The sequence below is a fragment of the Streptomyces sp. NPDC050508 genome (assembly GCF_040655155.1).
Taxonomy (GTDB): Bacteria; Actinomycetota; Actinomycetes; order Streptomycetales; family Streptomycetaceae; genus Streptomyces.
Genome location: NZ_JBFAJJ010000014.1, coordinates 224,671 through 250,282, shown reverse-complemented (window position 1 = coordinate 250,282; position 25,612 = coordinate 224,671). Strand labels below are relative to the sequence as shown.

Annotated in this window: 26 protein-coding genes; 13 read left to right on the top strand and 13 right to left on the bottom strand. The window is 70.0% G+C overall.

The annotated features are described in order from the left end of the window. Positions 1 to 49: 49 nt before the first annotated feature. The 3 genes from AB0I69_RS34710 to AB0I69_RS34700 form a co-directional block, all read right to left on the bottom strand. On the bottom strand, positions 50 to 1,375 hold the full coding sequence (locus AB0I69_RS34710) for a DUF2637 domain-containing protein (RefSeq protein WP_363099725.1): 1,326 nt from the start codon (positions 1,373 to 1,375) through the stop codon (positions 50 to 52). Positions 1,376 to 1,568: 193 nt separating this feature from the next. Then, entirely contained in the window at positions 1,569 to 2,450 is an 882-nt protein-coding gene (locus AB0I69_RS34705) for a DUF3558 domain-containing protein (RefSeq protein ID WP_363099697.1), read from the bottom strand. A 133-nt stretch (positions 2,451 to 2,583) separates the two neighbouring features. Further along, entirely contained in the window at positions 2,584 to 3,420 is an 837-nt protein-coding gene (locus AB0I69_RS34700; RefSeq protein ID WP_363099696.1) for a DUF3558 domain-containing protein, read from the bottom strand. 251 nt (positions 3,421 to 3,671) lie between these two features. Here AB0I69_RS34700 and AB0I69_RS34695 point away from each other — a divergent pair, with 251 nt between their 5' ends. The 3 genes from AB0I69_RS34695 to AB0I69_RS34685 all read left to right on the top strand — a co-directional run bounded on the left by AB0I69_RS34695 (position 3,672) and on the right by AB0I69_RS34685 (position 7,007). Continuing rightward, entirely contained in the window at positions 3,672 to 4,865 is a 1,194-nt protein-coding gene (locus tag AB0I69_RS34695) for an RtcB family protein (RefSeq protein WP_363099695.1), read from the top strand. 209 nt (positions 4,866 to 5,074) lie between these two features. Beyond that, entirely contained in the window at positions 5,075 to 6,442 is a 1,368-nt protein-coding gene (locus AB0I69_RS34690; RefSeq protein ID WP_363099694.1) for a hypothetical protein, read from the top strand. 388 nt (positions 6,443 to 6,830) lie between these two features. Then, positions 6,831 to 7,007: a hypothetical protein gene (locus AB0I69_RS34685; protein WP_363099693.1), complete on the top strand. Its 177-nt coding sequence runs from the start codon at positions 6,831 to 6,833 to the stop codon at positions 7,005 to 7,007. Here the strand turns inward: AB0I69_RS34685 and AB0I69_RS34680 are convergent. From AB0I69_RS34680 to AB0I69_RS34665, 4 genes are all read right to left on the bottom strand, one after another. Continuing rightward, positions 6,997 to 8,265 (bottom strand): GNAT family N-acetyltransferase, encoded by a 1,269-nt coding sequence (locus AB0I69_RS34680; protein WP_363099692.1) that lies wholly within the window; start codon positions 8,263 to 8,265, stop codon positions 6,997 to 6,999. The two genes, AB0I69_RS34685 and AB0I69_RS34680, sit on opposite strands and share 11 nt — an antisense overlap. A 37-nt stretch (positions 8,266 to 8,302) precedes the next feature. Continuing rightward, positions 8,303 to 8,497, bottom strand: coding sequence for a hypothetical protein (locus tag AB0I69_RS34675; protein WP_363099727.1), 195 nt, complete (start codon positions 8,495 to 8,497; stop codon positions 8,303 to 8,305). Beyond that, complete coding sequence (locus AB0I69_RS34670; RefSeq protein ID WP_363099691.1) at positions 8,497 to 9,273, bottom strand: SDR family NAD(P)-dependent oxidoreductase; 777 nt, start codon at positions 9,271 to 9,273, stop codon at positions 8,497 to 8,499. The genes AB0I69_RS34675 and AB0I69_RS34670 overlap by 1 nt, the downstream gene beginning before the upstream one ends. A gap of 73 nt (positions 9,274 to 9,346) precedes the next feature. Then, positions 9,347 to 9,682, bottom strand: a complete 336-nt coding sequence (locus AB0I69_RS34665) for a YnfA family protein (RefSeq protein ID WP_363099690.1) — start codon at positions 9,680 to 9,682, stop codon at positions 9,347 to 9,349. A 142-nt stretch (positions 9,683 to 9,824) separates the two neighbouring features. Between AB0I69_RS34665 and AB0I69_RS34660 the strand changes: the two genes are divergently transcribed. From AB0I69_RS34660 to AB0I69_RS34650, 3 genes are all read left to right on the top strand, one after another. Next, entirely contained in the window at positions 9,825 to 10,301 is a 477-nt protein-coding gene (locus tag AB0I69_RS34660; protein WP_363099689.1) for a hypothetical protein, read from the top strand. A gap of 100 nt (positions 10,302 to 10,401) precedes the next feature. Continuing rightward, positions 10,402 to 10,905 carry a MarR family transcriptional regulator gene (locus tag AB0I69_RS34655; RefSeq protein ID WP_363099688.1) on the top strand — a complete coding sequence of 168 codons (504 nt, stop codon included), beginning with the start codon at positions 10,402 to 10,404 and terminating at the stop codon, positions 10,903 to 10,905. Positions 10,906 to 11,064: 159 nt separating this feature from the next. After that, a complete protein-coding gene (locus AB0I69_RS34650) occupies positions 11,065 to 11,652 on the top strand; it encodes a hypothetical protein (RefSeq protein ID WP_363099687.1) in 588 nt (195 codons plus the stop codon). On the opposite strand, the gene AB0I69_RS34645 is transcribed toward AB0I69_RS34650, so the two are convergent. The 3 genes from AB0I69_RS34645 to AB0I69_RS34635 are packed head-to-tail and all read right to left on the bottom strand — an operon-like array spanning position 11,621 to position 14,328. After that, positions 11,621 to 12,301, bottom strand: coding sequence for a response regulator transcription factor (locus tag AB0I69_RS34645; RefSeq protein ID WP_363099686.1), 681 nt, complete (start codon positions 12,299 to 12,301; stop codon positions 11,621 to 11,623). The two genes, AB0I69_RS34650 and AB0I69_RS34645, sit on opposite strands and share 32 nt — an antisense overlap. Continuing rightward, positions 12,298 to 13,464, bottom strand: a complete 1,167-nt coding sequence (locus AB0I69_RS34640; protein WP_363099685.1) for a histidine kinase — start codon at positions 13,462 to 13,464, stop codon at positions 12,298 to 12,300. The genes AB0I69_RS34645 and AB0I69_RS34640 overlap by 4 nt, the downstream gene beginning before the upstream one ends. A gap of 60 nt (positions 13,465 to 13,524) precedes the next feature. Continuing rightward, the gene (locus AB0I69_RS34635) at positions 13,525 to 14,328 is read right to left on the bottom strand and encodes a helix-turn-helix domain-containing protein (RefSeq protein WP_363099684.1); all 804 of its coding nucleotides are present in this window, start codon (positions 14,326 to 14,328) and stop codon (positions 13,525 to 13,527) included. A 127-nt stretch (positions 14,329 to 14,455) separates the two neighbouring features. Between AB0I69_RS34635 and AB0I69_RS34630 the strand changes: the two genes are divergently transcribed. From AB0I69_RS34630 to AB0I69_RS34615, 4 genes are all read left to right on the top strand, one after another. Next, a complete protein-coding gene (locus tag AB0I69_RS34630) occupies positions 14,456 to 15,559 on the top strand; it encodes an LLM class flavin-dependent oxidoreductase (RefSeq protein WP_363099683.1) in 1,104 nt (367 codons plus the stop codon). Next, the gene (locus tag AB0I69_RS34625) at positions 15,556 to 16,155 is read left to right on the top strand and encodes an FMN reductase (protein ID WP_363099682.1); all 600 of its coding nucleotides are present in this window, start codon (positions 15,556 to 15,558) and stop codon (positions 16,153 to 16,155) included. Before AB0I69_RS34630 ends, AB0I69_RS34625 begins: the two co-directional genes overlap by 4 nt. 192 nt (positions 16,156 to 16,347) lie before the next feature. Beyond that, complete coding sequence (locus tag AB0I69_RS34620; RefSeq protein ID WP_363099681.1) at positions 16,348 to 17,115, top strand: response regulator transcription factor; 768 nt, start codon at positions 16,348 to 16,350, stop codon at positions 17,113 to 17,115. After that, on the top strand, positions 17,116 to 18,561 hold the full coding sequence (locus AB0I69_RS34615) for a HAMP domain-containing sensor histidine kinase (RefSeq protein ID WP_363099680.1): 1,446 nt from the start codon (positions 17,116 to 17,118) through the stop codon (positions 18,559 to 18,561). Positions 18,562 to 18,665: 104 nt separating this feature from the next. Here the strand turns inward: AB0I69_RS34615 and AB0I69_RS34610 are convergent, their stop codons facing one another. Then, a complete protein-coding gene (locus AB0I69_RS34610; RefSeq protein ID WP_363099679.1) occupies positions 18,666 to 20,039 on the bottom strand; it encodes a histidine-type phosphatase in 1,374 nt (457 codons plus the stop codon). A gap of 202 nt (positions 20,040 to 20,241) precedes the next feature. Further along, positions 20,242 to 21,060: an SAM-dependent methyltransferase gene (locus AB0I69_RS34605; protein ID WP_363099678.1), complete on the bottom strand. Its 819-nt coding sequence runs from the start codon at positions 21,058 to 21,060 to the stop codon at positions 20,242 to 20,244. A 293-nt stretch (positions 21,061 to 21,353) separates the two neighbouring features. On the opposite strand from AB0I69_RS34605, the gene AB0I69_RS34600 reads away from it, so the two are divergent. Then, positions 21,354 to 22,202 (top strand): PhzF family phenazine biosynthesis protein, encoded by an 849-nt coding sequence (locus AB0I69_RS34600; RefSeq protein ID WP_363099677.1) that lies wholly within the window; start codon positions 21,354 to 21,356, stop codon positions 22,200 to 22,202. 13 nt (positions 22,203 to 22,215) lie between these two features. Here the strand turns inward: AB0I69_RS34600 and AB0I69_RS34595 are convergent, their stop codons facing one another. Next, positions 22,216 to 22,665 (bottom strand): Lrp/AsnC family transcriptional regulator, encoded by a 450-nt coding sequence (locus tag AB0I69_RS34595; RefSeq protein ID WP_363099676.1) that lies wholly within the window; start codon positions 22,663 to 22,665, stop codon positions 22,216 to 22,218. A 174-nt stretch (positions 22,666 to 22,839) separates the two neighbouring features. On the opposite strand from AB0I69_RS34595, the gene AB0I69_RS34590 reads away from it, so the two are divergent. After that, positions 22,840 to 24,048, top strand: a complete 1,209-nt coding sequence (locus tag AB0I69_RS34590; protein ID WP_363099675.1) for an aminotransferase class I/II-fold pyridoxal phosphate-dependent enzyme — start codon at positions 22,840 to 22,842, stop codon at positions 24,046 to 24,048. A 44-nt stretch (positions 24,049 to 24,092) separates the two neighbouring features. After that, positions 24,093 to 25,412 (top strand): amidohydrolase family protein, encoded by a 1,320-nt coding sequence (locus AB0I69_RS34585; protein WP_363099674.1) that lies wholly within the window; start codon positions 24,093 to 24,095, stop codon positions 25,410 to 25,412. Positions 25,413 to 25,612: the final 200 nt, after the last annotated feature.

Sequence of the window (25,612 nt, the reverse complement as noted above, 5' to 3'; positions counted from 1 at the left end):
GCCCGGTGCTCAATGGCACCGTGCGCCCCCGTCGTCGTAGGAGAAGCGCTTACGCGATGTGGTCTTCCTGGAGTTCCGCGGTGTGACGGTTCGTGAAGCGGTTGGCCATGCGGTCGGCCTCGCGCTGCGGGAGCAGGATGCCGTACGTGGCCTCCACGTCGCCCCTGAACTGGCCCCCGGTCGGATAGCTGCCGTCTATCGACTTCTTGAAGATGAGGTAGTAGTCGTCCTCGGTCGGCTCCGTACCGCCGCCCGCACCCAGCTCACGGGTACGACCCGGGCCGGCCGGGATCGGGAAGGTACCGGTGTCCTCCGGCGAGGGCTCCGGCTCGGCGACCGGCGGCTCCTCGTACTGCTGTTGCTGTTGCGGGAACTGCTGCTGCTCGAACCGCCGTTGCTGCTCGAACCGCTGCTGTTCCTCCTCGTACTGCTGGAACTGCTCGGCCTGCTGCTGCTCCGCGTACCACTCCCGGTACGCCGAGTCCGGGTCGTACGTCGGGTCGTAGCCGCCCTGGTACGCGACGGTCTGGGGGTCCCGGGCCTGGAGCCACTGGCTCTGCTGCTCGGCGAAGCCCGGCTGCCCGGGGGGCTGGTTCGCCCCGGGAGCGGGAAGCTGCTCCCGGGCCGGTGCCGGGTTGTTCTGGAGGGCGGGTGCCTGCTGCTCCGGTTCGCGGGCCGGCTCCAACTGCGGGGCGGGGGGCAGCAGTACGGGTTCGATGCCCGCCGCGGCCAGGCCCGAGGGGGCCGTTTCCGCGAGGGGGACGCCGTAGCGGGCCAGGCGCAGCGGCATGATCGACTCCACCGGGGCCTTGCGGCGCCAGGCGCGGCCGAAGCGGGAGTGCAGGCGGGCCTGGTAGACGAGGCGGTCCTGCTCCAGCTTGATGACCTGCTCGTAGGAGCGCAGCTCCCAGAGCTTCATCCGGCGCCAGAGCAGGAACGTCGGGACGGGGGAGAGCAGCCAGCGGGTGAGGCGGACGCCCTCCATGTGCTTGTCGGCGGTGATGTCGGCGATCCGGCCGATCGCGTGCCGGGCGGCCTCCACCGACACCACGAACAGGATCGGGATCACCGCGTGCATACCGACACCCAGCGGGTCCGGCCAGGCCGCGGCGCCGTTGAACGCGATCGTCGCGACCGTCAGCAGCCACGCCGTCTGGCGCAGCAGCGGGAAGGGGATCCTGATCCAGGTCAGGAGCAGGTCGAGGGCGAGCAGGACGCAGATGCCCGCGTCGATGCCGATCGGGAAGACGTAGGCGAAGTTCCCGAAGCCCTTCTTCAGGGCGAGTTCGCGTACGGCGGCGTACGAACCGGCGAAGCCGATACCGGCGATGACGACCGCACCGGAGACCACCACGCCGATGAGCACCCGGTGCATACGTGTGAGCTGAATGGGCGCGGACACCCGGACTCCCCTCCCCTTACATGTTGTTGCGCGCAACAGGGTGGCACATGTGTGCGGCGTCCTGGGTGCCGGTCTGCCAGGAGCCCGGTCCGCGAAGGGACCGGGCTCCGTCAAAACGCTTCACTGACCTGCGAGTTGAGGCTCGAACGTGACTTGTATGTGACGGTCAGCTCTTCTTTGTGGCCGAGGGGGAAGGAGAGGCGCTCGCGCCCTTGGACGCCGACTTGGAGGGGGTGGGGGAGGAGGGGGAGGCGGAGGCGGAGGTACTGGGGGCCGTGGTGCCCCCGCCGCCGGTGCCGTTGGCCGACGTGACCGCCGCCACGACCTCCTTCACGGCCTTCTCCGCCGCCTTCGTCAGCGTGTCCGCGCTCGGCGCCTTCTCGCCCGCCAGACCCGCGCCGTTGTAGTCGAGCGTGACGACCACGTTCTCCACCCGCGCCACCACCGTCTGCTGCTTGAAGGCGCCTTCCTTCTTCTTCAGGTCGTAGCGCACCGCCGTGGCCTCGTCGCCCGCGCCCGCCACCGGCTCCGACTTGGCGTTCTTAGCACCGGCGACGGACTGCGCCTCCCGCACCTGCTTCGTGTAGTACGCCGCGGCCAGCTTGTCGCCCTCGCCCTGCGTCTGCGACGAGTCGAACCGCAGCAACGACACGTTCAGCCAGCGGAACTGCGACCCCTTGACCCCGTTGTTGTCCAGGCTCGTCCAAGAGCAACTGCCCCGCGACGCAACGTCGCTCGACGCGCCCTCCTTGCCCGACGTGGCGCCCTTCGGCACCAGATCGGTCAACGTCTTCTTCGACAGCACCGCACACGGCTCGGGCAACTTCTTGTACGCCGCCGCCTGCACGGGCGCAGCGGCCGTCGCGTCGGCGGACGTCGTCGCACCGAGGCCGGCCGTGTCCTTGGCCGAGCTGTCGCCCGAACCGGAGTCCGAGGAGCAGCCGGTCGCGATCAGCATCACCGGGACGGCGGCCGCGCAGACAAGGAGGCGGCTCAGACGCTTCGCCCGCTGCTGGTCACTGTGCTCTCGCTGTGCTGGTTGATGCATGGTTCCTTCACTCATGACGCTCGTGGTTCCTGCCGTCGGATCGGGTCCGAGGGGCCACGGTACGCGGTGAGCCAGCTGTGCGGTCTCCGTTCACGGCCTTTGCGCGGCCCCTCGAAAGCCGTCCCCGAACGCCCTAACCGTTGAGCGAGTCGGCCAGCTGAACGGCCAGTTTCCGCGCCCTGTCCTGCATCTTCTGGCTGTCCGGCACGACGCCGACCGTCGCCGGCTGCTCCTCGTACTCGATGGTCACAATGACGTTGGACGTGCGAAACACCACAGTCACCGTGCGCTGCTTGGCCGTCGAACCGGAGCTGCTCAACCCGTCGTCGAGGAACGCGTCGTCACCGAGATCGGAGAGGGCGCGGGGCTGGAGGCCGGTGGGGGAGGCGGAGGCGGAGACAGAGGACGAGGAGGTGGCTGAGGTGGAGGAGGAGGGCGTCGCGGAGCCCGATGCCGACGCCGATGCCGACGCGGAGTTGGACGCGGACGCCGAGTCGGACGCCGTGGCGCTCGTCGTCGGCTCCGGAAGATCCGCCGCCGTCTCCTTCGTCGCGAAGATCGTCTGCGCCTGGCTGGCGTCGCTCACCGCGTTGTCGTAGGACACCACCCGCTCGAAGTCGACCAGCAGATGGTCGGTCGCGTCCGTGGACTCCACCTTCCACCGGCAGCCCACCTTGCGGTCCGTGTCGTACGTCAGCGTCGCCTCGCCCGCGTACGCCGCGTCGCGCTGCTCCGTGTCCGTGATCTGCTTGATGCCCGGCAACAGGGAGTCCAACGTGCCGTGGCCGACCGCCCCGCAGGGTTCCGGAAGCGTGCGGTACTTGCCCGGCTGGGCCACCGCCGTCGCCGTACCGGCATCGCCCGGGTTCGCGTCGTCCGTCGTACCGCTGTCGGCCGAGCCGCTCGTGCAGCCGGCCAGCAGCGCCACGAGGAGCGCGGCGGCGCCGGGTACGTACGCCTTCCGCTGCACGGTCGGGCTCCTCTCGACGGGGTGTCGGTGAGTAGGTGTGTGCCGGGGTGTTCGGTGTCCCCGACCCCTTGAACGATCCAGGGTCTGCCAGTGTCCCCGCTGGTTAATCGCTTGCCGCACCGGGGGACCCCCTGGAGACAATGTGTATCGCACGCACAGCCGTGGATGCCGGTCCGCTGTCCCATTCGTTGACCTTGGCGCCGGTTTTGCGATTTAAGGCTTCTGTTGTTTTTCGGGGGAATGAGGACGATATGTCATACGTGGAGATGCCGGGCGCGAAGGTCCCGATCCGCATGTGGACCGACCCGGCGACGGTCGAGGAGGGCGCACTCCAGCAGCTGCGCAACGTGGCGACCCTGCCGTGGATCAAGGGCCTGGCGGTCATGCCGGACGTGCACTACGGGAAGGGCGCGACGGTCGGGTCGGTCATCGCGATGCGGGGTGCGGTGTGCCCTGCCGCGGTGGGGGTCGACATCGGCTGCGGAATGTCCGCCGTGAAGACGTCCCTCACGGCGAACGACCTTCCCGGTGACCTGTCGCGGCTGCGGTCGAAGATCGAGCAGGCGATTCCGGTGGGGCGGGGGATGCACGACAGTCCTGTGGAGCCGGGGCGGTTGCACGGGTTCGCCACTGGGGGGTGGGACGACTTCTGGGGGCGGTTCGAGGGGGTTGCTGATGCGGTGAAGTTCCGGGAGGACCGGGCCACGAAGCAAATGGGCACACTTGGCGGAGGAAATCACTTCTGTGAGGTATGCGTAGATTCGGACGGTTCGGTCTGGCTCATGCTCCACTCCGGCTCCCGGAACATCGGCAAGGAACTGGCCGAGCACCACATCGGCGCGGCCCAGAAGCTCCCGCACAACCAGGGCCTGGTCGACCGTGACCTCGCCGTCTTCATCGCGGACACCCCGCAGATGGCGGCGTACCGCAACGACCTGTTCTGGGCGCAGGAGTACGCGAAGTACAACCGCACGATCATGATGGCGCTCCTGAAGGACGTGGTCCGCAAGGAGTTCAAGAAGGCGAAGCCGACCTTCGAGCCGGAGATCTCGTGCCACCACAACTACGTGAGCGAGGAGCGGTACGAGGGCATGGACCTGCTCGTCACCCGTAAGGGGGCGATCCGCGCCGGCTCCGGCGAGTACGGGATCATCCCGGGCTCGATGGGTACCGGTTCGTACATCGTGAAGGGCCTCGGCAACGAGAAGTCCTTCAACTCCGCGTCGCACGGCGCCGGTCGGCGCATGAGCCGTACCGCGGCCAAGCGTCGCTTCTCGACGAAGGACCTGGAGGAGCAGACACGGGGTGTGGAGTGCCGTAAGGACTCCGGCGTCGTGGACGAGATCCCGGGCGCCTACAAGCCGATCGAGCAGGTCATCGAACAGCAGCGGGACCTCGTGGAGGTCGTGGCGAAGTTGAAGCAGGTTGTGTGCGTGAAGGGCTGATCTCCGAAACCCCTCTGAGAGCGCTGTGAATTCAGAGCCCATTACTGTGAATTCCGGCCGCCGTCGCACGTCAAATGCATGTGCCATTTACGCGCCCCATTCGTGAAAGCATTGATTGCACGCGCCCCTCATTGCTGGCCCCGAAATTCACTGTGATGCTGCGCGGGAGTTGATCCGACCCCCACCCGCAGCGTCTTGGAGGACAGCACATGCTTGAGCGACAGCAGAATCGGAGCGAGTTGAGCCGGCGGGCCGTGGTGGCCGCCGGGGCGGTCACCGCACTTGCGGCGACCGCCCTCGGTACTGCCACCTCGGCCCGGGCGGCGACCGAGTCGGCGGGCGGGCTGAAGGTCGGCGTGGGCAAGGCCGCGTTCACGCCCGCGGCCTCGCTGCTGCCGTTGGACAACTTCACCGCCGTGCACGACGACCTCAACGTCCGTGTCCTGCTGGTGGAGTCCGGCTCCCGCCGGATCGCCCTGGCCGTGCTGGACCTGACCTCGATCAGCGCGGAGGCGATCTCGCTGATGCGGGACGCCATCACCGCGGCCTCGGGTGTGACGACCGCGAACATCATGGTCACCGTCACGCACTGCTTCTCCGCGCCGCACGTCCAGGCGAGTTCGTCCTCGGCCGGTGCCGCCGCGTACGTGCAGAACATCGTCGCCGCCACCAAGTCCGCGGTCGCCGACGCCGTCAAGAACCTCCAGGACGCCGAGGTCGGCTACGGCTCCGGCAGGTCCGACGTCAACGTCAACCGCAACGTCCTCACCGCCGACGGCTACTGGCTCGGCGTGAACGAGCAACTCCCCTCGGACAAGGGCGTGTACGTCGCCCGCTTCAACGACCTCGACGGCAACCCGATCGCCGTCCTGGCCAACTACAACGTGCAGTCCTGCGTGATGCAGGACTCCGTCATGGCCGACGGCACCCTGCCGATCACCGCCGACCTCGCCGGCGCGGCCGTCGCGCACGTCGAGACGCAGTACCCGGGTGCGATCGGCTTCTGGCTCGTCGGGGCGTGCGGCGACCAGTTCCCCGCCTACCGCTCGAAGCGGTACACGATCGACAGGGACAAGGGCTGGACCTACGGCGTCGATCTGCACGACGCCGGGTTCGCGCTGCTGACCGCGCAGGGCGAGCGGCTCGGGAACGAGATCGTGCGGGTGGCGCAGGGGGTCAGCAAGTACGAGAGCGGCAAGCAGGTCGTCGTGCGGCTCGTCACCGACGACATCACCACCACCCAGGTCACCGGGCCCCAGGCCAGTGCGCCTACCAAGACCGTCACCTTCACCCCCACCGGCACCGCCCAGGTGCCGATCTGGGTCTTCCAGGTCGGCAAGGGCGTTTTCGCCGGTGTGGAGCCGGAGTTGTCCACCACGACCGCGACCGCGATCCGTGAGAACTCGTCCTTTTCCAGCACGTTCGTCATGTCGATGTTCGAGGGCGGCGCCAAGAACATGCCCGACAAATGGAATTTCGACCACGTCACCTATGAGGCGGTCGACGGCTTCTACATCAAGGGCACCGCGGAGAAGGCCGTGGCGCGAATCGATCGCATCATCAAGTCCCTGAACTGAACTGAACTGAATCGAGGTGATGAAGGCAATGGCTACACGGCGTGCTTTTTAGGGCGGGGCGGCGGCAGATCAGGGCACCGACGGCACGTGCGTCATCGTCGAGCTCTTTCCCGACGACGACAGCGCGCTGCTGTGGGGGATCGGCCTGAACATCAAGTACCCGGACCTCTTCGCGGCCTCGTTCGTCGTCGCCGGTCAGTGGCCGGCCGCCCAGGCCGCTCCGCTCGCCGGGAAGAACCTCTGGATCACCGTCTCCCAGGGCGACACCAAGGCCTACCCCGGCGAGAACGCCCTCACGAAGGTCATCGAGAAGGCCGGTACGAAGGTCGGCCGTGCGACCTGGAACGGCAGGTCCACGGCCGCTCAATTCGCCGCGGACGTCAAGGAGATGGAGGACGAGGCGACGACGGTCAACTACTCGGCCCTCCTGAAGGGGACGACCCTCACCGAGGCGCAGGCCAAGCAGAACCCCAACGCCCTTGAGCACAACTCCACTTGGCCGATCGCCTACACCATCGAGGAGATCCGGGCGTGGATCTTCAAGCAGCGGAGGGTCAAGGAGTGAGGCGCTTCTCCATGAGTGTCACCGCGTACGGGCTTCCCAACCCGCCGTCCTTCGCCCGCTGTTCGCCTACGACCGTGTAGCCCGCCGACTCGTAGTAGGCGCGCAGGCGGGGGTTGGAGGCGAGGCAGTCCAGGCGGGCGAAGGCGCGGCCCGAGGCCGCGATGCGGGATTCCGCCTCCGTGAGGAGCCGGCGTCCGGTGCCCGGTGGTGCCGTGTGCGGGGTGGTCATCAGGCGGTGGACGTAGCCCGCGTCGGGCGGGCGCGGGCCCCACGCCGCCGGGTCGTGCCACCAGAGCTCGCAGGCACCGGCCAGCGATCCGTCGGCGTACGCCAGCCACACCTCGCCCTCCGTGACGCGGCTGCGGAAGTGGGCCTCGTCCTTCTCGCCGGGCTTCCACTGGTCGATGCCGCGGGCCAGTTGCCACAGGGCGGCCGTGTCCCGGAGGCGGACGAGGGTGCCGGCGTCGGCTGCGGAGGCCTTGCGGTACGTCAACCCGGGCCAAGTGGTGGGTCGTTGCTCAAGCAGCCTGTCCCGCAAGGTCGTTGAGAGGGTCGGCGCGTCCAGGGACAGGGCTTCGGTGACGTACCCGTCGATCGAGCCGTAGCGGCTCGTCAGTCCTGCGAGGAACAGGCGCATGACGGACTCGGGTGCCCTACCCCAGGCCGGCCAGGTCGGGGTGCGGCCGTCGTGGCGGGCCTGCCAGGCCGACAGGAGGGCGGGGGTGGCCAGTTCGGTGAGGGTGAAGTCCTCGATGATCGTCGGTTCGGGTACGCCCAGCAGGCCGAGGATTAGTGCCGCGAGCAGGCCGGTGCGGTCCTTGCCCGACGCGCAGTGGAAGACGAGGGGGGTGTTCTGCTCGGCTGCTGCCGCCACCAGTTGCAGGGCCCGGCCGATCTCCGCCCTGCCGTCCTCGGCGACCTCCGCGAACCGTTCCGCCAGGTACGGTCCCGGGTCGATGTCGGGGGTCAACACCGCCTGGTCGTAGGGCCGGTGCTCGATGCTGAGGTTGTGGTACGTGAACGACGCGTGCTCGGGGACACGGCCCCGGCCCTCGATCTCCCAGGGGTACCGGAGGTCGATCACCGTGCCGATGCCGAGGGAGAGGAAGCGGGTCCAGTCGGGGGTGCCCTCGGTCAACTTGCCCAGGGAGTCGGCGCGGTAGAGGAGCCCGGGGCGGACCCGGCGGCCGTCCGGGGTCGGATAGCCGCCCAGGTCACGGAAGTTGGGCAGGGTCTCGAACGGCGGGTGTCTGTCCACGGGGCCCTTTGTCTGTGCGAGTCCTGCTTGTTGCTTGTTACTTGTTCGGCGCGTGCATCACCGCGTAGATCATCACGAACGCGACGAGGTGGATGCCGAAGAGGAAGTAGCCGAGGAAGTACCAGACCTTGCGTTCGTTCCTGGTCTCCTGGGCCAACCGGCGCTGGTCCATGGCCTCTTGGGAGTTGTCCGGGCCAACCGCACTCTCGGTGCGGTCCTCTTCGTCGGGCATCACAGCTCCCTGTGGACCTTGGTGTTCGACGCCTGGGCGCGGGGGCGGACCACGAGGAGGTCGATGTTCACGTGGCTGGGGCGGGTGACCGCCCAGGTGATCGTGTCGGCCACGTCGTCCGCGGTGAGGGGCTCGGCGACGCCCGCGTAGACCTTCGCCGCCTTCTCCGCGTCGCCGCCGAAGCGGGTCAGCGCGAACTCGTCCGTCTTGACCATGCCGGGCGCGACCTCGATGACCCGGACCGGGGTGCCGACGATCTCCAGGCGCAGCGTCTCGGCGAGGACGTGGGCGCCGTGCTTGGCGGCGACATAGCCCGCGCCGCCCTCGTACGTGCCGTGTCCTGCGGTGGAGGAGACGACCACGACCGTGCCGTCGCCGCTCGCGGTGAGGGCGGGGAGCAGGGCCTGGGTGATGTTCAGGGTGCCGAGGACGTTCGTCTCGTACATCGTGCGCCAGTCGGCGGGGTCGCCGGTCGCGACCGGGTCGGCGCCGAGCGCGCCGCCCGCGTTGTTGATGAGGACGCCGATCTTCTTGAAGGCGGTCGCGAACTCGTCGACCGCGGCCCGGTCGGTGATGTCCAGGGCGTACGCCGTGGCCTGACCGCCGGTCGCGTTGATCTCCTCCGCCAGCGCCTCGATGCGGTCCTTGCGGCGGGCGGTGAGGACGACGCGGTAACCGGCCGAGGCGAGCTGCCGGGCCGTGGCGGCGCCGATTCCACCGCTCGCCCCGGTGACGACCGCGATGCGGGAGGCGGCGGAAGGTGCGGCGGTGGCCATGGGCTGCTCCTCGGGACGGATCAACGAGTTCGTATGTACGACTCCGTCCAGGATAGGGGGGTGCGGTTTCGGGTCAGTTCCCCCTGGGCGCCCACATGATCACGGCCATCCCGGCCAGGCAGATCAAGGCGCCGGTGATGTCCCAGCGGTCGGGCCGGTAGCCGTCCGCGACCGCGCCCCAGGCCAGTGACCCGGCGACGAAGATCCCGCCGTACGCCGCGAGGATGCGGCCGAAGTGGGCGTCGGGCTGGAAGGTGGCGACGAAGCCGTACACGCCGAGGGCCATGACCCCGCCGACGGCCCACAGCCAGCCGCGGTGTTCGCGCACCCCCTGCCAGACCAGCCAGGCGCCGCCGATCTCGAAGACGGCGGCGACGAGGAAGAGGGCGGCGGAGCGGAGGACGAGCATGGGCGCCATCACATCACGTGGGCCGTCACCCGCATGCGGGTGTCACCTGATGGACGGCGCCTGCGGTGCGCTCGGCGTGGGATACATCCGTACGACCACGGTGGTGTGGTGCAGGGGCGTGGCGTACTGAGGAGCGGATGGCATGCGGGTACTACGGGTACTACGGACTCTTGCGGTAGGGGCTGCCGCGCTGGCGGTGACGGGCGCGGCCCCCGGGCACCCGGATCTCCCGGGCCCGGAGGCGGACCTCGCCTATCACGGTGCCGTGTCCATGGCCGGCGGGCAGGTCGACGTGCGGTTCACCCCGCGCAACCACGGGCCGGCCGCGGTGCCGGACGCGACCGTACGGCTGCGCTGGTCGAAGCCGCTCGCGGACCGGCAGACGCTGCCGGAGGGGTGTGCCCGATCGGGGGAGCGGGTGGTGGTGTGCCGGACGGGGGCGCTGGCCGCGGACGGGGCGGGCGAGCGGATCGAGCTGCGGGTACGGCTGCGGGACGCGTCCTCCGAGGTGCTGCTGGAGCTGGACACGGTGTGGGGCGGGGGCGCGGTGGACGGGAACCGGGCCAACGACCAGCAGCGGGTGCTCGTCCTGGACACCGGTGACACGTACTACTTCTGAGGCACACCCGTAGTACCGCGGAGCCACGTCCGCGACCGCGTCGTACGATCTCGATCTCCGCACGGCATCTCCGCACGGCACAGGCGACGAGGGGTACGACATGTCCGGGAACGCGCGGGCGCGGCTGCTGGACGAGTTGTCCTCCGTCTCGCGCCGGTACATGGCGTCGTACGCCCTGTTCAACCAGGCCGTCGCCGACCGCCTCGGGCTGCACCCCACCGACCTGCAGTGCCTGAACCTGCTCACGCTGGAGGCCGGTCCGGTGACCACGGGTCGGATCGCCGAGCTGACCGGGCTGACGACCGGATCGGCGACCCGGCTCGTGGACCGGCTGGAGCGGGCCGGTTACGTCGTCCGGGAGCGGGACGCGGTGGACCGGCGCCGGGTGCTGGTGGCGACCGTGCCGGAGAAGATCACCGAGTTCGGGCGGATGTGGAACCGGCTGGGCGGCGGCTGGTTCGCCCTCTTCGACGACCTCGACGACTCCCAACTGGCCGTGATCGTCGACCACATGAGGCGTACGACCGAGTTCAGCGCGGGGCAGGTGGCCCGGTTGCGGGCCGGGCCGGACCCCTTGGCTCTCGGGTCGCTTGAGATCCCGTAGCGGCGGGTGTGAACGACCGGTCCCTGGTGGCGACGGTCCCCGGACGGTCCCTGAGCTGCCCCTAGGGGGAGGCTCCACCTTGCGTCTCCACCCGGATTTCCACCCGTGGGTCCGGGAGCTTTCGCGGCGTCGGCGGGAGAGTCGGTCTCAGGAAAACGCGTGGCGGGAACACCGCCGGAGACCGAGGAGTGCGACGTCATGACGGACATGGAGCAGGCGCTGACGATCAGCGGGGGCATCTTCGCGGTGATGATGCTGACGCAGTACGGGCGCCGGAAGTACGACCTGCACAAGGTGCTGATGCCGATCGGCACGGTGTCGGCGGTCGGCTACTTCTATCTGAAGGGGATGCCCACCCAGCACGTCGACGTGGTGGTCTATCTGGTGGGCGCCGCGATCGGGCTGGCCTGCGGTGTCGTCGCCACGTTCACGACCGGCGTGGAGCGGGACCCGGACTCGGGACAGGTCCACACCCGGTGCGGCGCCGGGTTCGTGGCGATCTGGACGGCGGTGGTCGCGCTGCGCGTCGCCTTCATCTACTTCGCCGAGCACAACACCTGGTTCCGCGACCACCTGGGCACGTTCATGACCGAGCACCAGATAGTGCAGGACGCCATCGCCCCGTTCTTCGTGATCATGGCGCTGGCGATGGTTCTCACCCGGGTGTTCCTACTGCTGGCCCGGGTGCGGTTCCTGGCTCCGGCCGGGGCGGCCCTCAGCCGGGAGTCTTCACCAGTCCGTGGATGAACGCGTACTTCACGGCATGCGCCCGGTCCCGCAGATGCGCCTTGGAGAAGAGGTTGTTGATATGGGTCTTCACCGTCGCCTCGCTCACCACCAGCCGCTCGGCGATGCCCCGGTTGGTGAGGCCCTCGCCGATCAGCGTGAGGACCTCGACCTCCCGGGGGGTGAGATCCGGGGCGAGTCCCGTCCCCGGCCGCTCGGCCGGGGCGCCGCCCCGCGCGGCGGCGGCGACGAGCCGGTCCCGTACGGCGGGGTCGAGCACGGACTGCCCGGCCGCCGCCGCCCGCACCGCGCGGGTGATGTCCTGCCGGCCGGACTCCTTGGTCAGGTAGCCGCGGGCACCGGCGCCGAGCGCGGCGAGGACGTACTCCTCGTCGGCGAAGGTGGTGAGCACGACGACGGCGACCTGCGGGAAGCGTTCGGTGAGCAGCCGGGTGGCCTCGACCCCGTCCACGCGCGGCATGTTGAGGTCCATCAGGATCACGTCGGGCGCGTGCTCCTCGGCGGCCCGCACGGCCTCCCCGCCGTCCCTCGCCGTCGCCACGACCTCGACGCCGGGCTGCAGATCGAGCACGGTCGCCAGCGCCTCACGGACCGCGGTCTGGTCGTCGGCCACGACGACCCGTACAACGGGCTGCTGTTCGTCGTTCATGCGGGGATCACCACGCGCACTCGCCATCCTCCTGCGTCGTCGCCGTCCACGATCGGCCCGGCCGTGACCGTGCCGCCCACCAGGTCGAGGCGCTCGCGCATCCCGACCAGCCCCATTCCGCTCCCGGCCCCGGCCAACGGCCGCGAACCGGCCGGCGGTTCGGAGTTCACCACCTCCAGGACCGTCTCCTCCGGGAGGTGTTCCAGGTGCTCCAGGTGGATGCGGACCGGGGCGCCGGGCGCGTACTTGTGCGCGTTGGTCAGCGCCTCCTGGGCGCAGCGCACGATCACCTGGGTGAGACGGACGGGCAGTTCACGCGGCGGCCCGTCGACCGTCAGCGTACCGGCGTCGGACAGGGAGGCGAGCATGGACCGCAGCGTCTCCACCAGTGGCAGCGCGTCCTCACGCAGGTCCCCGACCGTGCGCTGCACCTCGGTCAGCCCCGAGCGGACCAGGCTCTGCGCCCGCTGGGCCGCCTGCCGGGCCCGGTCGATGTCACCGGACTCCAACAGGGCGTCGGTGACCTCCAGTTGCATGTTCACCCCGGCCAGCGAGTGGGCCAGCACGTCGTGCACGTCCCGGGCGATCCGGGCCCGCTCGGCGAGCGCCTCGGCCCGCGCCTCGGCCCGCGCGGCCAGCTCGGCCTGCTCGGCGGCGGCCCGTGCGGAGCGCAACGCGTCGGTGTGGGCGCGGTTGGAGATGCCGACCAGCACACTGACACCGGTGAAGGCGCCCACGATCCACGAGGTGTCATGGCTGCCCCACGGCAGGAGCAGCACGCCCGCGCACAGGGCGCTGGTGATCGCCGCGAAGGGCAGCGAGCGGCGGCTGTCGAGGCGGTATCCGGCGTGACCGGTCGCGAAGTACGCGAACAGGGCGGACGCCCCGGAGTGCTCCAGGCCCATCAGCGCGGCGGCACCGGCCGACCAGACGCAGAGCACGGCGAGCTGCGGGCCCGGCGCCAGCCGTCCTTCGGGGATCAGCCGCGTGCACATCATCAGCGAGACCAGGACGAGCAGGCACAGCACCGCGAGCCCGGTGCCGGACATCCCGATCGGGCGCACGGCGACCGCGCACACGGTGATCCCGGCGACGGTGCCGAAGATCTGGATGGGGTTGTTGTCCGCCGTGGACCAGCGGATCAGGGCCTGCGTACGGTTCACCGGGGCTCACTTCCGCTGACGGTCGGCCGCAGCGAAAGCTACCAGCGCGCCCGGCGGCGGTCAGCGCACGCCCTGTGCGTACGCCGTCGGTGACACCCCGACCGTCGCCGTGAAGTCCCGGACCAGGTGGGCCTGGTCGGCGTAGCCCAGGTCGGCGGCCAGGCCCGCCCAGTCCACGGGTTCCTCGGCGCCGGCCCGCTCCAGCGCCTCGTGGATGCGGTAGCGCAGGATGACCCACTTGGGGCCGACGCCGACGTACGCGGCGAAGAGGCGCTGCAGCAGTCGTACGGACAGGCCCTCGGTGTGGGCGAAGTCGGTCACGCGGCGGATCGTGCGGTCGGTGCGGATGCGGTCGACCAGGGTCGTCGCCAGCTCGGCCTGCGGGTCCGGGCGTGGGTCGAGAGCCAGGACGAAGGCGTCCAGGGCGGTGATGCGGGCGGTCTCGTCGGGTGGGTCGAGGATCGTGGCGGGGTCGGTGTCCGGGAACACCTCCGGCTGCCGGATCCGTAGGCCTGTCCACTCCGACACCGGGCGGTCCGGGGTGACGGCACGGAAGGCGCCGGGCCGGAACTTGATCCCGCAGACTCGCCCCCGCCCTTCCAGTTTCTGCGCGAAGAGGCCGTGCGGGATGCCCGCGACCTCGACGAAGGCGTCCTCGCCGGCGAGTCGCTGGAAGACGATGTGCACGGCAGGGTGCGGGACGACGTGGGAGACGTAGGGCTCGGTCAGGTCCCAGTCGATCAGCCAGTAGTGCTCGATGTAGGGGCGGAGGGGTTCGGCGGGTTCGGGGCGGCGGAAGTGCACGCGGGCGAGGAGTTCCGCGGGGTCGACGATTCCTCGGGTGTCACGGCGTGCGGCGGCCATGAGGGGATCGTAGGACGAGCCACTGACAGCGGGCGGCGGACGGCGTCCGCGGTGCGTGGAATATGTGCGCCGGGGTGGCCGTTGGAGGGTATAGTTGAATAATCAACAACCTGGAGGGTGAACGACCATGCAGTTCGGGATCTTCAGCGTCGGCGACGTCACACCGGACCCGACCACCGGACGGACGCCGACCGAGCGCGAGCGCATCAAGGCCATGGTCGCCATCGCGCTGAAGGCCGAGGAGGTCGGGCTCGACGTCTTCGCGACCGGCGAGCACCACAACCCGCCCTTCGTGCCCTCGTCGCCCACCACGATGCTCGGCTTCATCGCGGCCCGGACCGAGAAGCTGATCCTCTCCACCTCCACCACCCTCATCACCACCAACGACCCGGTGAAGATCGCGGAGGACTTCGCGATGCTCCAGCACCTGGCCGACGGCCGGGTCGACCTGATGATGGGCCGCGGCAACACCGGCCCGGTGTACCCCTGGTTCGGGCAGGACATCCGCCAGGGCATCAACCTGGCGATCGAGAACTACGCCTTGCTGCGCCGCCTGTGGCGCGAGGACGTAGTGAACTGGGAGGGCAAGTTCCGCTCCCCGCTCCAGGGCTTCACGTCGACACCCCGCCCGCTGGACGGTGTGGCGCCGTTCGTCTGGCACGGCTCGATCCGCTCGCCCGAGATCGCCGAACAGGCCGCCTTCTACGGCGACGGCTTCTTCCACAACAACATCTTCTGGCCGGCCGACCACACCAAGCGGATGGTCGAGCTGTACCGGGAGCGGTACGCGCACTACGGCCACGGCACGCCGGAGCAGGCGATCGTCGGGCTCGGCGGCCAGGTCTTCATGCGGCGCAACTCGCAGGAAGCGGTGCGCGAGTTCCGCCCGTACTTCGACAACGCGCCGGTCTACGGCCACGGGCCCTCCCTGGAGGACTTCACCGACCAGACCCCGCTGACCGTCGGCTCCCCGCAGGAGGTCATCGAGAAGACCCTCGCGTTCCGGGACTACGCCGGTGACTACCAGCGCCAGCTGTTCCTGCTGGACCACGCCGGGCTGCCGCTCAAGACCGTCCTGGAGCAGCTCGACCTGCTGGGCGAGGAGGTCGTGCCGGTACTGCGCAAGGAGTTCGCGGCGAACCGCCCGGCGGACGTACCCGAGGCGCCGACGCACGAGTCGCTGCGCGCGGCGGCTTCGGAAGAGGCTTCGGAAGGGGTGACCGTCGCATGAAGCTCGTAGTCGTCTCGGCGGGACTGAGCGTGCCCTCGTCCACGCGGTTGCTGGCCGACCGATTGGCGACCGCCACGGCGGGCCGTACGTCGGCGGAGATACAGGTCGTCGAGCTGCGCGACCTCGCCGTGGAGATCGCCCACAATCTGACCAACGGCTTCCCCGGCAAGAAGCTCGCGGAAGCCCTCGACGCGGTGACGCAGGCGGACGGGCTCATCGCCGTCACCCCGGTGTTCTCGGCGTCGTACAGCGGACTGTTCAAGTCCTTCTTCGATGTGCTGGAGAAGGACGCGCTGACCGGAAAGCCGGTGCTGATAGCGGCGACCGGCGGCAGCGCCCGCCATTCCCTGGTACTGGAACACGCGATGCGTCCGCTCTTCGCCTACCTGCGCGCCGTGATCGTCCCGACCGCGGTGTACGCAGCCTCGGAGGACTGGGGCGCGGAGGGGTTGTCGGAGCGGATCGAACGGGCGGCGGGGGAGTTGGGGACGCTGATGAGGGGTTTGTCGACAGCACGCCCGGCGAAGCAGGCGAAGGTCATACCGTTCGCGGAACAGCTGGCAGCACTGTCTCCACCCAGCCCGTCCGGCGTTTGAGGACGAGGCCCCTTCAGGGCCGAAGCGGGGGTCTGGGGGCGCAGCCCCCAGGGACAGCAGCCCAGCCGACCGTGAGAAGACGGTAGGAGCTGAACCCAGGTTGCGTCCACCACGGTGAGAGCCAGGTAAAAAGGGTGATCGTAGACCTGCCCTCACCGCCCTACCGCCGGAGGCCTTGGCACACTGGGGGACGTGCCCCAGACTGTGCTGCTCGCCGAAGACGACCGTGCCATCCGTCATGCCCTGGAGCGGGCCCTGACCCTGGAGGGCTACCAGGTGACCGCGGTCGCCGACGGTGTCGAGGCGCTCGCGCAGGCCCACCGCACCCCACCGGACGTGCTGCTTCTCGACGTGATGATGCCCGGCATCGACGGCCTCCAGGTCTGCCGGGTGCTGCGCGCCGAGGGCGACCGCACCCCGATCCTCATGCTGACCGCTCTCGTCGAGACGGCCGACCGGATCGCGGGCCTGGACGCGGGCGCCGACGACTACGTGGTGAAGCCCTTCGACGTGGAGGAGGTCTTCGCGCGCCTGCGCGCCCTGCTCCGCCGCACCAGCCCCGTCCCGGCGACGTCCGTCCCCGGCACCCCCGTCGACGGACTGAGGGAGAACCCGCAGCCGTCGTCGTCCTCCTTCTCTCCGTCCGCCGCGTTCCCCGACAAGCAGATCTCGGCGGCCGGCCTGCGCATGGACCTCCAGGCGCGCCGGGTCTGGCGCGCGGACCGTGAACTGGAGCTGACCCGGACCGAGTTCGAACTCCTGGAACTGCTCGTCCGCAACGCGGGCATCGTCCTCGACCACTCCACGATCTACGACCGCATCTGGGGCTACGACTTCGGCCCCGGCTCCAAGAACCTCGCCGTGTACGTCGGCTATCTGCGCCGCAAGCTCGACGAGCCCGGCGCACCGCAGCTGATCCACACGGTGCGTGGCGTGGGTTACGTGCTGCGGGAGGACTGAGTGGGCCGCCTGCGGCGGCTGGTCGCCACCCGGCGACCCAGACTGGTCTCGCTCCGCACCACGTTCGTGCTGTCCTTCGCGGCCGTGACCGCGGCCGTCACCCTCCTCGTCGGCGTGCTGTCCTACGGCGCGGCGGCCCGGCTGGTCCGCGTCGACCAGGAGTCCGTGTTCGACCAGGTCGTACAGGACCTGCAGGACGAGGTGCGGACGCACCAGATGACGACCGACGACTTCTCCTCCTCCGCGCCCGGCCACGACATCGTGCGCCCGGCCCGTACGGATGTGCAGGTGCTCGGGCGGGACGGCACCGTCCTCGACAGCGGCAGCCCGGCGCTGCCCGTCACCGGCGACGACCGGGCCGTCGCGGGCGACAAGGTGGCCGGGAAGACGGTGGAGCACAAGGACGTCGCCGTCGACGAGGACGTGTACCGCATCGCGACCGTCTCGCTCGGCCGCGGGCGGGGCGCGGTGCAGGTCGCGCAGGAGTTCAGCGACACCGAGGACCTGTTGCGGGCGCTGCAGCAGCGGACGTTCGTGCTGATGGCGGCCGTCGTGGTGCTGGCCGGCCTGTGCGGCTGGTGGCTGGCGCGGCGCATCACGCGTCGCCTCATCATCCTCACCGCGGCGGCCGAGGACGTGGCCCGCACCCGTCGGCTCGGCGTCCAGGTCCCCGTCACCGGCTACGACGAGGTGGGCCGCCTCGGCCGCGCCTTCGACCGTATGCTCGGCCGGCTCGCGCAGTCGGAGGAGGACCAGCGCCGCCTGATCCAGGACGCGGGCCACGAGCTCCGTACCCCGCTGACGTCGTTGCGCACGAACATCTCCCTCCTGCGGCGCATGGACGAACTGCCGCCCGGCACCCGCGAGGAACTGGTCGCGGACCTCTCTCAGGAGGCCCGCGAACTCACCGATCTGGTCAACGAGTTGGTGGACCTGGCGGCCGGCCAGTCCGACACCGAGCCGCCCCAGCAGGTCGACCTCGCCGACATCGCCGAGGACGTCGCGGGCCTCGCCCGGCGCCGCACCGGACGCGACATCACCGTCCGCGCGAGTGGCGACACCACGACCGACGGCCGCCCCGGCATGCTCCAGCGCGCGATCTCCAACCTGGTCGAGAACGCGGCCAAGTTCGACCGCGCGGGCCGGACCCCCATCGAGATCGCGGTCTCCGGCCCGGCCCGCCCGGGAACGGTCCGAGTCGAGGTCCTCGACCGGGGCCCCGGAGTCTCCGAAACCGACCTCTTCCGCATCTTCGACCGCTTCTACCGCGCGGCGGACGCCCGTTCCCTCCCCGGCTCGGGCCTCGGCCTCTCGATCGTCCGCGAGGTGGCCCTGGCCCACGGCGGAGCGCCGTTCGCGCAACGACGGGACGGCGGCGGCTCGGTCATCGGGTTCACGGTGGGCGGCGTGACCGGCCCGGGAACCGGGCCACGCGGCCGAGGCTGACGGGCTCGGGGCCGGGGGAGGGTAGGTGTCCTGGAAAAGTGTGACACATTCTGAAAAAGTGTCACACTTTTCTGGAGAGGGTGTGGGGGAGCGGCGGCTGTCGGTCAGCCGGACGCCGACCCCGTGCGCCCGAAGCAGCGCTCCAGCTCGTCGAGGTCGTAGAACTTGCTGCCCTTCGAGACGGGACGGCAGCCGGCCTTGAACGCCGTCTCCTTCTCGTTGTAGAGCATGCGGACGAGGTAGGTGCTGCCCTTGCGGAACACGTCCCACTGGATGTTCGAGCCGAGCGGCGCCACGGACGCGCCCCGCCACGGGTTGTCGGCGTAGGTGTACGGTTCGTCGGCCGTGACCCCCTCGGTACTCCCCGGCAGGCCCATCAGCGCGGCCAGCGGGATGATCTCCTCGGCGTGCGTGAAGCGGAGTTCGGCGCCCAGGTCACTCGTGCCGTCGCGCTTGGCCTCGACCTTCTTGAAGAAGTCGTCGAGCAGGACGTCCGCCATCCTGTACGTGATGTCGCTGTCCGCGAAGCCCGGCCCCTTCTCGTAGAAGTCCTCGGCGTCGGAGAGGTACCCGAACCAGTCGGCGTCGCGCGCGGAGATGTACCGGTCCATGCCCCAGCCCTTGCCGCCCGGGCTCTCCTCGCTCATCGCGGGGGCGATGGCGTACAGGTTGTAGACGGCGGTGGCGGCCTCGACGTCCGTGCCGATCGACGAGAACTCGCCCGCCGTGATCCGGTCCACGAACGCGGACTTGAACAGCTTCTTCAGTACGTCACGGGCGGCGCGGTGGGTCTTCGGCTGGTCGGTGACGGACGTGAGGGTGGCCGCGAGCCGCTTGTCGTTCGCGATGTAGTCGCGGTACGCGGCGCCCCCGGCGGCCTTGTGGAAGTAGAGCAGGTCCTTGTCGGTACGGGTCGCGCCGATGAGGGAGGTCAGATCGGGGTCGGTCTGGGCGAGCGCGGCGCCGTAGAGGTTCGCGCTGTCGACGGCACGTCCCTGCCCCGAACTGACCACATCTATGGGCTCCTTGTCCTTCGCGATCGACGCGAAGAGAGTCGGCAGCCGCTTCGCCATCCGTACGGCGGTGTCGTGGATCTCCTCCTTGCCGCGCGCGCTGAGGTCGCCGTACCCGACGGTGCTCATGGCGGCTTCGAGGGCCTGCGCCTTGGGCCCGAACTCCCGCCCCTTCGCGGTGAGTTGCCCCTCGTCCTGCGCCTTGTCCAAGAGCGCGAGGATCAGGTCGCCGTCCGAACTGTCGGTAGCGGAACGCGATCCGTGCCGGGACACGTTCTCGGTGAAGACGGGGGCGAAGCCGGCCGGGACCTTCTGGTACGAGCGGGGGTTCTGCTCCGGCTCGTAGGTGGCCTTCGTGCCGAAGCTGTCGGTGCGGGCGTTGCCGCCGGGGGCGGCCTGGGCGGCGAACGGGGTGGCCAGCAGCGCGGCCATACCGAGGACCAGGGCGGGGGTGACACGTCTCATGGGGCGCATGGTTCGCGGAGGACGTGAACGCCGGGTGCATTTCGGGTGACTCCGGGGACTCCACTCGCGGGTATCCGGTGTTTCCGGGTCGTACGGCGGAATGCCCTCCCGGAGGCACTGCGCAACACGAGTACCGTGCTGGGCTTCTCGTTGCCGGGCCGGGAGGGCGGAACGGTGACCGTCGGCTACTGGCGGCCGGTCGTCAGGCGTCCTTGCGGGCCACGCCGCCGTAGATGCCGATCGGTGCGGCGGTTGGGTCGGGAGTTTCCTCCGGGTGCCAGTGCGTTACCCGGACCAGGCCCGGGTCGACGAGGGTGAAGTCGCCGAAGAAGTCCAGGACTTGGGCGTGCGTGCGGAGGTTGAGGGTGGCGGTGGCCCGGTTGTAGACGGACGCCGCGTCGTGGCGGCCGTCGTCGTGGATGTCGCCCGTGGCGTGCGACAGGACGAGATAGGAACCGGTCGGCAGCGCGTCGCGCAGGGTGGCGACGATGCCGTACGGGTCCCCGTCGTCGGGGAGGAAGTGCACGACGGCCACCAGCAGTACCGCCACCGGCTGGTCGAAGTCGATCGCCCTGCGCACCTCGGGGTGGTCGAGGATGGCGCGCGGATCGCGCAGGTCGGCCAGGATGACGGAGGTGTCGGTGTCCTCCATGAGTGCCATCGAGTGGGTGCTGACGATCGGGTCGTTGTCGACGTAGACGATCCGGGTGTCCGGGGCGACGGCGTGCGCGATCTGGTGCACGTTCGGCTCGGTGGGCAGGCCGGTGCCGATGTCGAGGATCTGCCGCACCCCGCCTTCCTCGACGACGTGCCGGACGGCCCGGTGCATGAAGTGCCGGTTGGCCCGGACGCCCTCCCGCACCTCGGGCGCCGCCTTGATGAACTGCTCGGCGGCCTCCCGGTCGACCTCGTAGTTGTCCTTGCCGCCGAGGAAGTAGTCGTACATCCGGGCCGGGTGGGGCTTGCTGGTGTCGATGATCAGTGGCTGGGTGCCGCTGCCGTCGCCGCTGGGAGGGGTCATGAGGCCGGGCTCCGTCTTGGTGAGTGGCTGTCAGATCATCATCCTGACATGCCGCCTCCGCGTACGGGGGCGGCTTCACCCGCGGCTCCGACATCGCCTCCTTCGGCGGCGACCCGCGTGAGGTGACGGCCGGCGGCAACGCGACCTACGTCCACGAGTTCGGCCACCGGCCGGCCGAGGCACATCAATCCACTTTCTTGTGACTGGCCCTGTCCTCGGCGTGCGGGTGCCCGTTGGGATGGAACGGAGTGGGGGTGGACCGGCCTTCGCCGCAGCCGCCTGAAAGGACCTTGATGACCATGCCGCGTACCCGCGCGTTCGTGCAGGTCGACGTGTTTTCCACGAGCCCCTATTCCGGCAACCCGGTCGCGGTCGTCCTGGACGGGACGGACCTGAGCGACGAGGAGATGCAGCGGCTGGCGCGGTGGACGAACCTGTCCGAGACCACGTTCGTGCTGCCGGCCACCGTCCCGGAGGCGGACTACCTGTTGCGGATCTTCACTCCCGACGGTGAGCTGCCGTTCGCCGGGCACCCCACCCTCGGCTCCGCGCGCGCCTGGCTGGACGGCGGCGGCACACCGCGGCACGCCGACCGCATCGTGCAGGAGTGCGCCGTAGGCCTGATCACCGTGCGCCGTGGCGAGGACACGCTGTCCTTCGCCGCCCCGCCCCGGGTGCGTGAGGGCGCGCTCGACGAGGACCAACTGCGGGGAATCGTGGCCGCGTTCGGGATCACGCGGGACCGGGTCGTGGCGCATCAGTGGGTCGACAACGGTCCCGGGTGGGCCGTGGTGCAGTTGTCCACGGCCGAGGAGGTGCTCGCCCTCGAACCCGACTTCTCGCTTCTTCCGGACGCGATGGTCGGCGCGCTCGGGGCCTGTCCCGACGGGTCCCGGCACCGCTACGAGCTGCGTACCTTCGCTCCTGGCGCCGGTGTGCCCGAGGACCCGGCGTGCGGCAGCATGAACGCCGCCGTCGGGCAGTGGCTCACCTCCACCGGCGCCGCGCCCTCCTCCTACCGGGTCTCCCAGGGCACGCGGCTGGGACGGGCCGCGAGCATCGAGATCACCGCCGACGCGGACGGCACCGTCTGGGTCAGCGGCGCCGCCGTCGTCTGCATCCGGGGCACGATCACGCTCTGACCGCCTCACCCCGTCATGGGGTGTCGGGGTCGGCGGTGAGTGTCTTCATCGTGACGTAGCTGGTCACCGTGGCCACGCCGGGCAGGGTGGCCAACTGGTTGGCGTGGAAGTCCTCGTAGGCGGGCAGGTCGGCCACCTCGACCTGGAGGAGATAGTCGAAGTTGCCGGTGATGTGGTGGCAGGCGACCACCTCGGGCAGCCGGGTCACCCCACGCTCGAACGCGACCACGTCCGCGCGGGTGTGCCGCACCAGCCGTACACCCGCGAAGACCCGCAGGCTGCGGCCGACCGCGGCGGGGTCGATCAGCGCCCGGTAGCCGCGGATGACCCCGGCCTCCTCCAGCTGACGCACGCGCCGCAGGCACGGTGACGGCGACAGCCCGACCCGGGCGGCGAGCTCGTTGTTGCTGATACGGCCGTGCTGTTCGAGCACGGCCAGAATCGACCGGTCCACCTCATCCATGGCGGCAGATTATTGTGCGGATGGCTCGACTACCACAATTCTGCGCCTGCCCTGCACGCAATTTGCTGCCAAAATTGCCGAGATCCGGTCACATCGGACCGCCGGTCGGCCACGCTTCATGGAGTCACACCTCCTGGAGTCACACCGACGGTCCAGGTCCACGGAAGGGCAGCCATGCCGGGCAAGAGCACCATCACCGTCCACGCCGATCGCGATGTCCACCCCAGCCGTGCCGTGGCCCCGCCCATCTACCAGACGGCGGCGTTCTCGGCCGAGGACGCGGAGACGTTCGCGCGGGGCGCCGTAGAGCCGCGGGGCAAGGACTTCTACACCCGCTTCGGCAACCCGAACCACGCCCAAGTCGCCGCAGTCGTAGCCGAGTTGGAGAACACCGAGGCGGCCATGGTCACCGCGTCCGGGATGGCCGCGCTCACCACGGCCGTACTGGCCCTGGTGTCCGCCGGTGACCACGTCGTCGGGCAGCGGTCCACCTACGGGGGTACGGCGTCGGTGCTGCTGAACCTGCTGCCGCGCCTCGGGGTGACGACCACGCTGGTGGACCAGACCGACCCGGAGGCGTTCGCGAGGGCGCTGACCCCGCGGACCCGCCTGATCCTGGTGGAGACCCCGAGCAACCCGCTGCTGCAGATCACCGACCTGCGCGCCGTAGCGGAACTGGCCCGCGCGCACGACGTGTTGACCATGGCGGACAACACCTTCGCCACCCCGCTCAACCAGCGGCCGACGGACTTCGGCATCGACCTGGTCTGGCACAGCGCGACCAAGTATCTGAACGGCCATTCCGATGTCTCCGCAGGAGTGCTGGCGGGGCCGGCGGAGATCCTCGACCGCATATGGGACGTCGGGCTCCTCACCGGTGCCACGCTCGGCCCGATCGACGCGTGGCTGCTGCTGCGCGGCATGCGCACCCTGCCGTTGCGGGTGCCGCGGCACAACGCCAACGGGCTTGCCCTGGCGGAGGCGTTGAGCTCGCATCCGGCGGTGGCGAAGGTGCACTATCCCGGGCTGGCGACCCACCCCCAACACAAGCTGGCCGTCGGCCAGATGAGCGGTTTCGGCGGGGTGCTCGGCATCGAGTTCGCCGGTGGGTTCGAGACGGCCGACGCCTTCCTGGGCCGGCTGCGCTACCCCCGCCGGTCGGCCAGCCTCGGCGGCGTGGAATCGCTGGCCGTGCATCCGGCGTCCATGTGGCGCGGAATGCTCAGCGAGGAACAGCTCGCGGAATCCGTGCCGTTGGGGCTGGTGCGGTTGGCGGCGGGGACTGAGGACACGCCGGATCTGGTCGCGGACGCGCTCGCAGCGGCCGACGCCGTGCTGACCGAAGCGGCCGACGCCGTGCCGACTGAAGCGGCGACCACCTGAGCGGGCGACGACACCCCCACCCCCACTAGTGAGGAGCTCCTCCGATGACGAAGAAAACCCTGCTCACCGGCGGCACCGTGGTCAGCATGGACCCGGCTGTCGGCGATCTCGAACGCGGTGACGTACTGATCGAGGACGGCGTGATCGTCGAGGTGGCCGAGCGCGTCGACGCGCCGGACGCCGAGGTGATCGACGCGACCGACCGGATCGTCCTGCCCGGCTTCGTCGACAACCACCGCCACTCCTGGCAGACCGCGTTCCGAGGCGTCGGCGCGGACTGGACGTTCCCCGAGTGGGCGCTGGCCATGCACGGCACCGTCAAACCCCACTACCGGCCCGAGGACGTCTACGCGGGCACCCTGCTCGGCCGCCTGGAGGCGTTGCACTCCGGCGTGACCACGATGCTCGACTGGTACCACGTCGCGCAGACCCACGCGCACGAGGACGCCGCCGTCGCCGCGCTGCGGGACGCGCCCGGACGGTCGGTCTTCTGCCTCGGCGCGGGCTGGGGCACCCCCGACTCCGTGGACGCCGACATCCGCCGCGTCCGCGCCGACCTGACCGGAGACGGGCTGTCCGGCGACGGCCTGGTCACCATGGCGTTCGGCCTGCGCGGACCCGACGACACCGGCATGGACACCGTCGCCCGGGAACTGAAACTGGCGGCCGAACTCGGCCTGCGCACCAGCCTGCACATCGAGGCCGCCGGGACGGTCACCGACCTCCACGAGCACGGCCTGCTGCGGGACACCACCACGTTCGTGCACGCCAACGGCATCAGCGACGAGGAACTGCGGATGCTCGCCGACGCGGGCGCTTCGCTCTCGATCAGCCCGGACGTCGAGCTGAAGATGGGCTTCGGATCCCCCGTCACCGGCCGCGCGTTGGCGGCGGGTCTGCGCCCGACCCTCTCCATCGACGACGTCCCGTCGGTCGGCGGCGACATGTTCTCCACGATGCGTACGGCCTTCGCCGTGCAGCGCGGCCTGGACGGCGGCCTGCGCTCCCGGGACCTGCTGGAGTTCGCCACCGTCGACGCCGCCCGGTCGTGCGGGCTCGACACCCGCACCGGCAGCCTCACCCCCGGCAAGGACGCCGACCTCGTCCTCCTGCGCACCGACGACCTGACCGTGTTCCCCGTCACCGACCCGGTCGCCACCCTCGTCAGCGCCGGCCACCCCGGCCTGGTGGACACCGTCCTCGTCGCCGGCCGCGTGGTCAAACGTGACGGCGTGCTGGTGGGCGTGGACCTGCCGGCGCTGAGGGCCCGACTGCTCGCATCACGCGACCGGATCGCGGCGGCCGCCGGCATTCCGCTCGACGGCACGTGGCGCCCGCGGCCACACAACAGAATGGGAAATTGACAGAGGCGGAATGATATGCCCTCGGTAACCCGCTGAAACCAGCTCCCTTTTCGCGGCAGTCAATTGACAGCAGGGTAGCGACATGCCCTCGATAACTCGCCGAAAAAAGCCGCGAGTTCATGGCTGCTCGGCGATTGACAGGGGCATTTTGATTGCCTACGGTCCCAGCCGTCAGGTCTTTATCGATCGCTCGATCGCAC

What these genes read in the sequence shown, in the direction of transcription:
- AB0I69_RS34710 (WP_363099725.1), bottom strand. Translation starts at nt 1,375, where the DNA reads ATGCACCGGGTGCTCATCGGCGTGGTGGTCTCCGGTGCGGTCGTCATC.
- AB0I69_RS34705 (WP_363099697.1), bottom strand. Translation starts at nt 2,450, where the DNA reads ATGCATCAACCAGCACAGCGAGAGCACAGTGACCAGCAGCGGGCGAAG.
- AB0I69_RS34695 (WP_363099695.1), top strand. Translation starts at nt 3,672, where the DNA reads ATGTCATACGTGGAGATGCCGGGCGCGAAGGTCCCGATCCGCATGTGG.
- AB0I69_RS34690 (WP_363099694.1), top strand. Translation starts at nt 5,075, where the DNA reads ATGCTTGAGCGACAGCAGAATCGGAGCGAGTTGAGCCGGCGGGCCGTG.
- AB0I69_RS34685 (WP_363099693.1), top strand. Translation starts at nt 6,831, where the DNA reads ATGGAGGACGAGGCGACGACGGTCAACTACTCGGCCCTCCTGAAGGGG.
- AB0I69_RS34675 (WP_363099727.1), bottom strand. Translation starts at nt 8,497, where the DNA reads ATGCCCGACGAAGAGGACCGCACCGAGAGTGCGGTTGGCCCGGACAAC.
- AB0I69_RS34670 (WP_363099691.1), bottom strand. Translation starts at nt 9,273, where the DNA reads ATGGCCACCGCCGCACCTTCCGCCGCCTCCCGCATCGCGGTCGTCACC.
- AB0I69_RS34665 (WP_363099690.1), bottom strand. Translation starts at nt 9,682, where the DNA reads ATGCTCGTCCTCCGCTCCGCCGCCCTCTTCCTCGTCGCCGCCGTCTTC.
- AB0I69_RS34660 (WP_363099689.1), top strand. Translation starts at nt 9,825, where the DNA reads ATGCGGGTACTACGGGTACTACGGACTCTTGCGGTAGGGGCTGCCGCG.
- AB0I69_RS34655 (WP_363099688.1), top strand. Translation starts at nt 10,402, where the DNA reads ATGTCCGGGAACGCGCGGGCGCGGCTGCTGGACGAGTTGTCCTCCGTC.
- AB0I69_RS34645 (WP_363099686.1), bottom strand. Translation starts at nt 12,301, where the DNA reads ATGAACGACGAACAGCAGCCCGTTGTACGGGTCGTCGTGGCCGACGAC.
- AB0I69_RS34635 (WP_363099684.1), bottom strand. Translation starts at nt 14,328, where the DNA reads ATGGCCGCCGCACGCCGTGACACCCGAGGAATCGTCGACCCCGCGGAA.
- AB0I69_RS34630 (WP_363099683.1), top strand. Translation starts at nt 14,456, where the DNA reads ATGCAGTTCGGGATCTTCAGCGTCGGCGACGTCACACCGGACCCGACC.
- AB0I69_RS34625 (WP_363099682.1), top strand. Translation starts at nt 15,556, where the DNA reads ATGAAGCTCGTAGTCGTCTCGGCGGGACTGAGCGTGCCCTCGTCCACG.
- AB0I69_RS34610 (WP_363099679.1), bottom strand. Translation starts at nt 20,039, where the DNA reads ATGAGACGTGTCACCCCCGCCCTGGTCCTCGGTATGGCCGCGCTGCTG.
- AB0I69_RS34605 (WP_363099678.1), bottom strand. Translation starts at nt 21,060, where the DNA reads ATGACCCCTCCCAGCGGCGACGGCAGCGGCACCCAGCCACTGATCATC.
- AB0I69_RS34600 (WP_363099677.1), top strand. Translation starts at nt 21,354, where the DNA reads ATGACCATGCCGCGTACCCGCGCGTTCGTGCAGGTCGACGTGTTTTCC.
- AB0I69_RS34595 (WP_363099676.1), bottom strand. Translation starts at nt 22,665, where the DNA reads ATGGATGAGGTGGACCGGTCGATTCTGGCCGTGCTCGAACAGCACGGC.
- AB0I69_RS34590 (WP_363099675.1), top strand. Translation starts at nt 22,840, where the DNA reads ATGCCGGGCAAGAGCACCATCACCGTCCACGCCGATCGCGATGTCCAC.
- AB0I69_RS34585 (WP_363099674.1), top strand. Translation starts at nt 24,093, where the DNA reads ATGACGAAGAAAACCCTGCTCACCGGCGGCACCGTGGTCAGCATGGAC.